12 protein-coding genes and 1 other RNA gene are annotated in these 10,406 nt (G+C 70.8%); 4 read left to right on the top strand and 9 right to left on the bottom strand.

The window, feature by feature from the left end; genetic code table 11:
* Window positions 1-1,595, bottom strand: a 1,595-nt coding sequence (locus VGF64_08960) for a hypothetical protein (protein ID HEY1634873.1), incomplete at its 3' end; no start/stop codon positions are given.
* A 64-nt stretch (window positions 1,596-1,659) separates the two neighbouring features.
* On the opposite strand from VGF64_08960, the gene VGF64_08965 reads away from it, so the two are divergent.
* Together VGF64_08965 and VGF64_08970 are read left to right on the top strand one after the other, a co-directional pair.
* Window positions 1,660-2,109 (top strand): DUF1841 family protein, encoded by a 450-nt coding sequence (locus tag VGF64_08965; protein ID HEY1634874.1) that lies wholly within the window; start codon window positions 1,660-1,662, stop codon window positions 2,107-2,109.
* A 41-nt stretch (window positions 2,110-2,150) separates the two neighbouring features.
* Window positions 2,151-3,143 (top strand): alanine racemase, encoded by a 993-nt coding sequence (locus tag VGF64_08970; protein ID HEY1634875.1) that lies wholly within the window; start codon window positions 2,151-2,153, stop codon window positions 3,141-3,143.
* Here VGF64_08970 and rdgB read toward each other — a convergent pair.
* The 8 genes from rdgB to VGF64_09010 are packed head-to-tail and all read right to left on the bottom strand — an operon-like array spanning window position 3,130 to window position 8,876.
* Window positions 3,130-3,702, bottom strand: coding sequence for an RdgB/HAM1 family non-canonical purine NTP pyrophosphatase (gene rdgB, locus VGF64_08975; protein ID HEY1634876.1), 573 nt, complete (start codon window positions 3,700-3,702; stop codon window positions 3,130-3,132). The two genes, VGF64_08970 and rdgB, sit on opposite strands and share 14 nt — an antisense overlap.
* A 12-nt stretch (window positions 3,703-3,714) precedes the next feature.
* Complete coding sequence (gene rph, locus VGF64_08980) at window positions 3,715-4,446, bottom strand: ribonuclease PH (protein ID HEY1634877.1); 732 nt, start codon at window positions 4,444-4,446, stop codon at window positions 3,715-3,717.
* Window positions 4,443-5,195, bottom strand: coding sequence for an MBL fold metallo-hydrolase (locus VGF64_08985; GenBank protein ID HEY1634878.1), 753 nt, complete (start codon window positions 5,193-5,195; stop codon window positions 4,443-4,445). Before VGF64_08985 ends, rph begins: the two co-directional genes overlap by 4 nt.
* A 56-nt stretch (window positions 5,196-5,251) precedes the next feature.
* Window positions 5,252-6,061 (bottom strand): glutamate racemase, encoded by an 810-nt coding sequence (gene murI / locus VGF64_08990; GenBank protein ID HEY1634879.1) that lies wholly within the window; start codon window positions 6,059-6,061, stop codon window positions 5,252-5,254.
* Window positions 6,062-6,070: 9 nt separating this feature from the next.
* Window positions 6,071-7,147, bottom strand: coding sequence for an alpha-hydroxy acid oxidase (locus VGF64_08995; GenBank protein ID HEY1634880.1), 1,077 nt, complete (start codon window positions 7,145-7,147; stop codon window positions 6,071-6,073).
* A 10-nt stretch (window positions 7,148-7,157) separates the two neighbouring features.
* The gene (locus VGF64_09000) at window positions 7,158-8,105 is read right to left on the bottom strand and encodes a pyridoxal-phosphate dependent enzyme (protein ID HEY1634881.1); all 948 of its coding nucleotides are present in this window, start codon (window positions 8,103-8,105) and stop codon (window positions 7,158-7,160) included.
* A 7-nt stretch (window positions 8,106-8,112) separates the two neighbouring features.
* The gene (locus tag VGF64_09005; protein ID HEY1634882.1) at window positions 8,113-8,406 is read right to left on the bottom strand and encodes a ubiquitin-like small modifier protein 1; all 294 of its coding nucleotides are present in this window, start codon (window positions 8,404-8,406) and stop codon (window positions 8,113-8,115) included.
* A 41-nt stretch (window positions 8,407-8,447) separates the two neighbouring features.
* Window positions 8,448-8,876, bottom strand: a complete 429-nt coding sequence (locus VGF64_09010; protein ID HEY1634883.1) for a M67 family metallopeptidase — start codon at window positions 8,874-8,876, stop codon at window positions 8,448-8,450.
* 28 nt (window positions 8,877-8,904) lie between these two features.
* Here VGF64_09010 and smpB point away from each other — a divergent pair, with 28 nt between their 5' ends.
* Together smpB and ssrA are read left to right on the top strand one after the other, a co-directional pair.
* Complete coding sequence (gene smpB, locus VGF64_09015) at window positions 8,905-9,447, top strand: SsrA-binding protein SmpB (GenBank protein HEY1634884.1); 543 nt, start codon at window positions 8,905-8,907, stop codon at window positions 9,445-9,447.
* Window positions 9,448-9,685: 238 nt separating this feature from the next.
* Window positions 9,686-10,037, top strand: a transfer-messenger RNA (tmRNA) gene (gene ssrA, locus VGF64_09020).
* Window positions 10,038-10,406 lie beyond the last annotated feature (369 nt).

Below are 10,406 nucleotides of genomic sequence, written 5' to 3' on the forward strand. Positions count from 1 at the left end.
AGCGGCTGAGACAGGATCGTCGGATCGGGAACGCCCACACCGGTGATCACCCCGTTGACATGGATCGGCGGCGTGACGCGCCAGGCACCGACGGCCTTCGACTGCTCGGCCCCGGCCACGACGTCCAAGCCGGCCAGCCGCAGCGTGGTGAACATACCGGGTCCCACGCCGGAGAGAGCTTCGGGGTCCTCCCACCGGAGGAGGTAGGGGCCGTTCCGACCCACTGCTCGGGCGGTGCTCGGTGCGAGGTGGGCGATGGCGTCGGACGCCGGGGCGACCGGTAGCGGCGCCGGCAGGGCGTCGGCGCTGCTGACAGCGACCAGGACGAGCGTTCCTGTGGCGACGAGGAGGCCGGCGACCCGAGCCGACCTGCCGACGCCCCGGCCACGGGCAGGTGAGCCGTCGGCACGCAGTCGCGCAGGCAGCCCTCGCAGAGCCTCGACCAGGCACCACCCGATGGCCAGCCACAGCAGCAGCGCCACAACCCACCACCAGCGGACGAGGTAGTTGGCGAGGATCCCGTTGACCCTCGCGGTGGCCACAAGGCCGATCACGGCCATGGTCACGGCGACAGCGGCGAGGCGCGCCGCATCTCGGGCCCCGCGTCGCCACGCCAGGAGACCACAGCCGACCGTGGCGAGCAGTACCAGGACAGCCGGCACGGCAGCCCCTCTGGCGACAAAACCGACCGAGTTGGTGTCACGACCGGTCAACCAGGGTCCCGGCGGACCGAGCTCGGTTCCCATCGCCCCGAATGCCGTCTTCCACCCCACCGCCGGTCCCCCAGCGATGTCCGCGGGCTGCTGCGACGAGCCAGGGTGGACGAAGTACGAGGCCACCTCACCGAGGTTCCCCGGATGCCCGGTCGCCTGTTGGATCAGTGGCGGCACCCACAGGACAACGGTGACCAGGCCGGCGATGGCGAGCCAGCGCCCGAGGCGCGCTCTTGCCCGGCCGAGCACAGCTAGGACGAGGACGACTGCGAGCACCCCCACGACCAGCGGCGCGTAACCCACATGCGTCTGGACGACGAAGGACCCGACGCCGGCCGCCCAGGGAAGGGTGGGGTGGTCGCCGCACGCCACGGACCACGCCAGCAGGGCGAAGAACAGGAACGGCAGCAGGGCGGCCCACGGATTCCACGGATCGATCAGCAGGCCGGGTCCGAGCGCGTGCACGAGGGCGGCGACGAGCAGCGCCGTCCACAGCACCAGGGCGGTGCCACCTCGGCGGCGGGCGACGACGGCCACACCGACCAGGGCGGCCGCGTTCAGCAACGCGGTCCCGGCCAGCACGCCCGTCTGCCCCAGCAGCCGCTGGGCGGGAGCCAGGATCAGGAAGAGCAGCGGGCCGGGGTGGTACCACCCAAACCGCGAGAGCACTCCCACCAGAGGCGTGTGCTGGCCACCGACGTCGCCGATGCGGAGCACCTCGAGCGCCTGGTCTCCCGACCCGTACCAGTGGCGGCCGAGCAGGGACACGGCGGCCACCAGGGCCGGGAGCACCAACAGGCAGGTCACGGCGAGCGGGGCCACCCGCCTGCTCCCGGGATGGGTCCGAGCGTCGCTCGGTGGGGCCTCGACCGTGGCCGTCACGGCCACATGTGTAGCAAGACCGAGGGGGCGGCGAGAACGCCGCGGTTGGCGTAACCTGCCGCGGGTGGGCGAGGAGGACCGTCGGCGGTGGGCCGTCCCCGCTAGTCAGGGGCGGATGGACGACATCGACCTGTCACTGCTCGATCCCGGCGAGGAGGACGACCGTCACTTCCTGATCGTGGCTGACCACCCGGAGCTCCAGCAGGCCATCGACGACGACCAGGACGAGATCACACTGCGGGGCAACCTGATGAGCCCGCGTCTCCACATCTCGATGCACGAGATCGTGGCGAACCAGCTCTGGATGGACGACCCACCCGAGACCTGGCCGACGGCGCAGCGGCTGATCGCCCTCGGCTACGAGCGTCACGAGATCCTGCACATGCTGGGCTCGGTGGTCTCCGGCGAGGCCTGGCGGACCCTGCACTACAAGGAGCCGTTCGACCCGGACCGCTTCCGTGCCGGCCTCGAAGCCCTTCCCGACTCCTGGGAAGCCGAGCGGGCCGAGCTCTGACCCGCCGAACCCGGCCCCACCACGGCTACGCTCCGGGTCCGGTGCCCCTCGACCAGCTCGTCACGCCTGCACTGGTCGTCGACGCCGACGCCCTGGAGCACAACCTGGCGACCATGGCCGCCGCCCTCCCCGGCGCCCGCATGCGCCCGCACGTGAAGGCCCACAAGTCGACGGCCTTGGCTGCCCGCCAGGCGGAGGCCGGCCATCCCGGCTTCACGTGCGCCACCATCGCCGAGGTCGAGGGCATGGCCGCGGCCGGACTGGGCGGGGACCTGCTCCTGGCCAACGAGGTCGTCGACGCCCGCCGCCTCGGTGCCGTGGCGAGATCCGGGGCCCGGGTGACGCTCGCTGTCGACTCGCCCGCGACCGTGGCTGCCGCGGCCGACGGAGGTGTGCGCGAGGTCGTGATCGACGTCAACGTCGGGTTGCCGCGCTGTGGTTGCGCGCCCGAGGACGCGGGGCGCCTGGCCGAGGAGGCCCGCGCCCGGGGCCTGGAGGTCCGGGGGGTCATGGGCTACGAGGGTCACGTGGTCGGTCTGGAGGACCGGGCACAGCGCACCGCCATGGTCGCCGACTGCATGGCGCTGCTCGTCAAGGCTCACGCCGATGTCGGCGGCGAGGTGGTCTCGGCGGGTGGCACCGGCACCTACGACCTCAACCACTGGGCCACCGAGATCCAAGCCGGGTCCTACGCCCTCATGGACACCGCCTACGGCCGGCTGAACCTGCCCTTTCGTCAGGCGCTCTTCGTGCTGTCAACGGTCATCTCGGTCTCACCCGACTGGGCGGTGGCCGATTGCGGCCTCAAGTCGCTGGCCATGGACCACGGCAACCCGACCGTCGAAGGGGGCACGGTCTGGTTCTGCTCCGACGAGCACGTCACCTTCGGCCCCACCGATCCGTTCCGAGTCGGCGACCGCGTTCGGGTCGTCCCGGCCCACGTCGACCCGACGGTCGCCTACCACCGCACCATGCACCTCGTGCGGGGCGGCGAGGTGATCGGCGCCATGCCGGTGGACCTCAGGGGCTGGTGAGCAGCGCGGCCAGTTCCCGGAAGGCCCGGGCCCGGTGCGACAACGTTGCCTTCTGCTCGAGCGTCATCTCGCCGAACGTTCGTCCTCCGCCGCCGTCCGGCGCGAAGACGGGGTCGTAGCCGAAACCCTCCTCCCCTCGGGGCTCCTCGGTGATCGCCCCCTCGACCGTGCCCTCGGCCAACACCTCGCGTCCGTCGGGAAAGCTGACCAGGGCCACGGTGCGGAACCGCGCCCGCCGCTCGCCCACTCCCTCGAGGGCGCTGAGCAGCTTGGCCACGTTGTCGCTATAGCTGGCGTCCTCCCCCGCGTACCGCGACGATCGCACCCCCGGAGCGCCCCTCAGCGCCGCGACCTCGAGCCCCGTGTCGTCGGCCACCGCGGCTTCACCGGTCGCCTCGACGACAGCCTGCGCCTTCAGGCGGGCATTGTCCTCCAATGTCCGCCCGCTCTCGTCGACCTCCGGCAGGGAGGCGGGACGCGGCGCCAGCTCGACGTTCGTGAGCAGGGCGGCGATCTCGACCGCCTTGTCGGGGTTGGCCGTGGCGAGCACCAGCCGCATCAGGGTGCGCCCCTAGCGCGACGGCGGGGGCTCGGACAACGCCGCCGTCTGCAGCTCCAGCAGGCCGGCGATGCCGTGCTCGGCCAGGCTGAGCAGCTCCTCGAGCTCGGTCTTGGAGAACGGCATCCCCTCTGCCGTGCCCTGGATCTCGATGAAGCGGCCGGACGACGTCATCACGACGTTCATGTCCACCTCGGCGGCCACGTCCTCGCGGTAGTCGAGATCCAGCAGACAGGAGGCCTCGACCACGCCCACCGACACGGCCGCGCACGCCTCGCCGAGCGGGTGCGCGGACAGGCGACCCTGCTGGAGGAGCCGGGTCAGCGCGTCGTGGAGCGCCACGTAGGCGCCGCAGATCGATGCCGTGCGCGTCCCACCGTCGGCCTGCAGCACGTCGCAGTCGACCACCACCTGCATCTCCCCCAGCGTCGCCATGTCACAGACGGCCCGCAGGGACCGGCCGATCAGGCGCTGGATCTCCTGGGTCCGACCCGACTGTCGGCCCCTCGCCGCTTCTCTCGGCGTCCGCTCGATCGTCGAGCCGGGGAGCATCGAGTACTCGGCGGTCACCCACCCCTTGCCGCCACCACGCATCCACGCGGGCACGCGGTCTTCGACCGACGCCGTGCACAGGACTCTCGTGCGACCGGCCTGCACCAGCGTCGAGCCCAGCGGCGCCTCGGTGAAGTCGCGCACGAACGACGTCGTCCGCAGCTCGTCGATCGCTCGGTCGTCGGCCCTCACGCCATTTCTCCTTGCCGGCCTTCCGGGCCGACCACGAACGCAGCGCCGGGCCGGGCCAGCTCCAGCTCGGCGCCGAACGCCGTGCTGCCCTCGTCGCGACTGGCCTCGGCGGCCACCGTAGGCCAGCGGTGGGTCAACACCAGCCGGCCGACGCCGGCCTCCCGACCGGACGTCCCGGCCTGACGAGCGCTCATGTGCTGGGCTCTCCCTTCGTTGTCTCGCAGGTAGGTGGCCTCGCACAGCGCCAGATCGAGGCCGGGGCCGAGGGCCTCGAGCGACCACGCCGGCCCGGAGTCGGCAGAGTATCCGACCGAGGAACCGTCACCGTCGACGCGCACGGCCAGCGTCTCCGGACCGTGGTCGGTGCGCCGGAAGGTGAGACTGAGGGCGCCGACACCGATGCGGTCGCCGTCGGCGATCTCGCGCCAGTCGTAGACGTCAGGCGGATCGAAGTACAGATGGGAGCGGAGTCCGCCCGGCGCGTACACGGGCACGGGGCCGCCGCCGATCACGTAGGTCCGGGCCACCGCGAATCCCTCGAGGTCGATCCAGTGATCGGGGTGCTCGTGGCTGAGCACGACCGCATCCACCCGACGGAGGTCGAGGTGCTGCTGGAGATTGGCGAGGGTGCCTGACCCGGCGTCGAGCCACACACTGACGCCACCGCCTTGCACCAGGTAGCCGCTGCAGGCGCCCCCTGGACCCGGGTAGCTGCCGTCACAGCCGAGGACGGTCAGGCGGAGGCTCACGGGTGCAGGCCGGCCCGGGAGGCCGGCCCGAGAACAAGGCCGCAGGTGCCCAGCACCTAGGCCGGGTCCCAGGAGACGCGCTCGACGTCGTCGAGCTCGGGTCCGAGCAGCCGGCTCCCCAGCTCGCGGAACAAGCCGATGTCGCCCGAGGAGAGGAACCGATGAGATCCCTTTGCGGCGGTGCGGTGGCCCAGGCCCGTCTCCGAGATGATTGACAGCACCTCGAACGCCGTCTCCTCCGCCGAGGACACGAGCACGACCCCGCGACCCATGACATCGCCGATGGTGCGAGCCAGGAAGGGGTAGTGGGTGCAGCCCAGCAGCAGGGTGTCGATGTGGTCCGACCGCATCGGGGACAGGAGGCGCTCGACGAGCACGTAGCACTGGTCGCTGTCGGTCTCGCCCCGCTCGACGAACTCGACGAAGCCGGGGCAGGCGGCACACCGCAGGGTGACCGGCGCCCTTTGGGCGCGCACCGACCGCTGGTAGGCCCCCGACGAGATGGTGCCGACCGTGCCGATCACCCCCAGCCGGCCGTTGCGGGTCGCCTGCACGGCGGCGCGCACGCCGGGATCGATGACGCCGACCACCGGGACATCGAGCTCGAAGCGGAGCAGGTCGAGGGCGGCGGCTGCCGCCGTGTTGCACGCCACCACCAGCATCTTGACGCCGTGCTCAGCGACGAGATGGCGGGCGATCTGGCGGGCATAGCCGCGGACCTGGTCCAGCGGACGAGGGCCGTAGGGGTAGCGGCCCGTGTCGCCGACGTAGACCAGGTCCTCGCCGGGAACCAGGTCGAGCAGGGCCCGTATCACCGTGAGCCCGCCGAAACCGCTGTCGAAGACCCCGATGGGGCGATCGTCCACGGGCGAAGACTACCGGTGGGGCGCCGAAGGGCCGGGGACGACGAGGTCGGGCGTGACGTCGTCCACATCCCGGGCGCCGGCCAGCGCCATGACGTGTGCGAGCTCGTCGCCGAGCCGCTCCAGCACCCCCTGAGCGCCAGCGGCGCCGCTCGTAGCCAGGCCCCACAGGACGGGGCGGCCCACGAGCACCGCCCGGGCCCCGAGGGCCAAGGCCTTGAGGATGTCGGTGCCCCGCCGGATCCCGCCGTCGACATAGACCTCGGCCCGACCCCCTACTGCGCTCAGCACCTCAGGGAGGGCGTCAGCTCCCGCCACCGCCCCGTCGAGCTGGCGGCCTCCATGGTTCGAGACGACGAGCGCGGACGCGCCGGCATCGAGGCAGCGCAGGGCGTCGTCGCCCCGCAGCACCCCCTTCACCACCACCGGCAGCCGGGAGATCGACGACAGCCACCCGATGTCGTCGAACGTGACCGCCGGGCTCTGGTGGGCGCCCGGGTAGTCGTCGGGGTCGGCGACAGTCAGCCCGGCGCCTGCGGGGAGGTTGGCCATGCCCACGCCGGGGGGCAGCACGAAGCCGTTGGCAGCGTCGCGCCGCCGGTGCCCCACGATCGGCGTGTCACCCGTGAGGACAAGGGCCCGATAGCCCGCCGCCGCCGCCCGGGCGACCAGGTCCGCTGTCCATTCGCGATCCCTGAGCACGTAGACCTGAAACCACAGTGGGAGCTCGGGGGCAGCGGCGGCGATGTCCTCTAGGGTCGTCGACGCCCGAGTGGACACGACCATGATGGTGCCGGCCGCCTTCGTGCCTTGTGCCGTGGCGAGCTCGCCTTCGGGATGCGCTAGCCGGTGGAAGGCGACTGGGGCCACCATTACCGGAAACCGGACGGGCGTGCCGAGGACCGTGGTGGCGACCACGACCTCCGACACGTCGGACAGGATCCGGGGCCGCAGCCGCAGCCGGGCCCAGGCGGCGACGTTGTCCTCCAGGGTGTGCTCGTCCTCGGCCCCGCCGGCGAGATAGTCGTAGACGGCGCTGGGGAGCACGCTGCGGGCCTGGTCCTCCAGGGCCTCGAGCGGGGCGCCCACCGCCCGGGGCTCAGAAATAGATCGTGTGCCGGGCTCGCTCCGTGACCGCGTCCAGATCGCCGGTCCAGGCACCCGTCGAGAGGTACTTCCAGCCGCCGTCGGCGACCACGATCACGATGACGCCGGCGCTGATGGACGAGGCACACCGGGCCGCCCCGGCCATGACGGCCCCTGAGGAGATGCCCCCGAACAGCCCGACATCGGTCAGCCGCCGGGTCCACTCGATCGACTCGCGGGTCCCCACCATCGTCTTGCGGTCGAGGAGATCGGGCCCGTTGTTGTCGAGGAAGATCGGTGGGATGTAGCCGTCGTCGAGATTGCGCAGCCCGTCGACCATCTCACCCGTCGGCGGCTCGATGGCCCAGACCTGGAGGGCCGGGTTGCGCTCCTTGAGGAACCGGCCGACGCCGAGGAGGGTGCCGCTCGTGCCCAGCCCGGCCACGAAGTGGGTGACCTCGGGGCAGTCCCGCCAGATCTCGGGCCCGGTCCCCTCATAGTGGGCCTTGGGGTTGGCCTGGTTGCCGTACTGGTACAGGAAGGCGTACTCGGGGTGCTGCCGGGACAGGTCGCGCGCCAGGCGCACGGCGCCGTTCGATCCCTGCTCCCCCGGCGACTCGATGATCTCCGCGCCCCAGACCTCGAGGAGCTGCCGGCGCTCGATCGACACGTTGGCGGGCAGCACGATCTTGAGGCGGTACCCCTTGATCCTGCACACCAAGGCCAGGCCGATGCCGGTGTTACCGGAAGAGGGCTCGATCAGGGTCTGGCCGGGCTTCAGCGAGCCCTCCTTCTCCGCCTCCTCGACCATGGAGAGGGCGATGCGGTCCTTGACTGATCCGCCGGGATTCTGCCCCTCGAGCTTGGCGAGGATGCGGACGTCGGGGTTGGGGCTGAGGGCGCTTACCTCGACGAGCGGCGTGTTCCCGATCAGGTCGAGGATGCTGGCGTAGTAGGCCATGACACTCCTACGGCCGTGCCGGGCCGGCCCCCCCGGCCACGGCGGGGAGGATGGTGATCACGTCGGAGTCCGACACCTTGGTGTCGAGCCGTTCGAGATAGCGGACGTCGTCGTCGTTGCGATAGACGTTGACGAACTTGTGTAGGGTCCCGTCGGGGGTGACCACCTGGCCGGCCATGCCGGGGAAGGTCTGGACCAGGTCCTGGAGCACCTCGCCGACGGTGGAGCCGGAGGCCGAGACCGACGATTGGCCGCTCGCATGCTGGCGGAGGACCGTGGGCAGTCGCACTTCTACGGGCACCAGACCCTCCAGGGGAAATGTTGACCTGTTCGCTACAGATTCTAACGGCCTTCCAGTACGACCGGTTCTTCGTCGATCTTCCCGTCCACGATCCGGTACGAGCGCAGGGTCGGGCTGTCGTCCCGGAGCGAGACGAGCACGTAGTGCCAGCTGGGATCGGGTGCCTGGGCCACGTCGGTGGCCGATGGATAGGGGTCGGTGTGGGTGTGGGAGTGGAAGACCCCGACGATCTCGAGGCCGCGGGACTCGGCGTCGCGGTCCGCCCGCAGGTGATCCCGGGGGTCGACCGTGTAGGTCCGAGCCGAGGCGGCCGCGTTCCTCGTCGGGTAGCAGACGGCGATCCGGGTGCTCGCCGGGTCTCCCCCGAGGAGCCCGCAGGCCTCGAGTGGCAGCCCAGTGGCCTCGTCGAGCTGGGCCCCGAGGCAGTGCCCGACGAGCTCGGTGTAGACCGCCACGGGAAGCCGAAGCATCGGGCCGAGAGGCTACCGTCGAGCTGGCATGTCACCCAAAGCACGCGCTCGTTCGGGGACGGGGGCGAGCCAGCGAGGTACCAACGGGGCGGGAAAGCGAGCTCCCGAGCGGTACCGCCGGATCGCCCAGAACCGGCGCGCCCGGCACGACTACGACCTGCTCGAGACCTTCGAGTGCGGGATCGTCCTCCAAGGGGGCGAGGTGAAGTCGCTGCGGGCGGGCAGGGCGGCACTTCGCGACGCCTACGCCCGGGTCGAGGGAGGCGAGGTCTGGCTCGTGGGCGCCTATGTGGCACCCTACGAGTACGCCCAGGGCTTCGGCAGCCACGACCCCGACCGTCCTCGCAAGCTGCTCCTTCACCGGCGCCAGATCGACGAGCTGGTCGGCAAGACGAAGCAGCAGTCCCTGACGCTGGTGCCGCTGTCCATCTACTTTCGTGACGGCCGGGCCAAAGTGGAGCTCGCCCTGGCCCGCGGCCGCCGCACCTACGACAAGCGCCGCGCCATCGCCGACCGAGACGCCGAGCGCGAGGTGGCCAGGGCCGCGGCCCGCCATCGGCGCGGTGAATGACGACCCAGTGGCCGGCGGGCCGGGGGCCCCTGCCTCGATCGTCCTGATCGGTACGAGAACTGGCGCCGGCTCCTCGCGACCGTTCTCGTCCCGTCTGGGGCCGATTTATCGGCTATAGACGCGACAGGGTCGCCTGGCGGCCCACTTTGGGCCCGAACTTGTAGCGATCAGGGCGCGATCGCCGATCGGATCCGGCCGGGGGGCCCGACCGGTAAACTGTGGGTTCGCACATTGACCAGGGGGTGATTGGCTTCGACTTCGGTCGTCGAGATGGGAGAAGCGAGCCGTGGTCTCCGGAGTCCACGTAAATAAGCCGGAAACCAAACAAACGCCGAGCCTCAGCTCGAGCTCGCTGCTTAAAAAGTAGCGACGTCCGACCGGTCTCAGCCCTGCGGGCCGGATCCGGGCGACATCTAGCGGGGCTTACCCAGCTGGTAGTGCCGACAGGCCAACGGGGACAATTTCGTCGGCTGGGACCTCGCACCGATGCCGGTGGCGATGCGAGGGCCGAGACACTTCCACCGACTGCGCTCGGAGAAGGCCTGTCAAGAAGCCGAAGGACGCGGGTTCGATTCCCGCCACCTCCACGAACGAACCAACGAAACTCAGGGGTGTTCCCGAAAGGGAGCGCCGAGTGATCTCGAAACCCCGCTCAGGGCTCGCCCGGGCGGGGTTTCTTGCGTGACCGTCCGAACGCCCCAACGGAGAAACTGGCGAACCTGAGCCGACAGCGGTAGGGAACGGCCGCCGATCGTCTGACGTCCGTCCGCATGTTGATGCTGTCTTGTGGTCACCGGTGCCAAAACAGCAGGTGGGTTACTCCACTGGGGCTGGACACGGAGTCGAGATGGAAGCTGTCGAGTAGCTCGCTGTGGGACTTCCAGAGGCGTTCACCGCGGCCGAGCTCGATTGGCGCAACGGCGATGTGCATCGTGTCAACGAGGTCGGCGTCGAGGAAC

It is taken from the genome of Acidimicrobiales bacterium, assembly GCA_036491125.1.
In the GTDB taxonomy this organism is placed as follows: Bacteria; Actinomycetota; Acidimicrobiia; order Acidimicrobiales; family AC-9; genus AC-9.

Bases quoted from the DNA above. Each gene is read 5' to 3' on its own strand.
- rdgB (HEY1634876.1), bottom strand. From the start codon at position 3,702: ATGCGGCTGGTGCTCGCCACGGCCAACCCCGACAAGGCGGTCGAGATC.
- VGF64_09010 (HEY1634883.1), bottom strand. From the start codon at position 8,876: ATGCTTCGGCTTCCCGTGGCGGTCTACACCGAGCTCGTCGGGCACTGC.
- VGF64_09000 (HEY1634881.1), bottom strand. From the start codon at position 8,105: ATGGCCTACTACGCCAGCATCCTCGACCTGATCGGGAACACGCCGCTC.
- smpB (HEY1634884.1), top strand. From the start codon at position 8,905: ATGTCACCCAAAGCACGCGCTCGTTCGGGGACGGGGGCGAGCCAGCGA.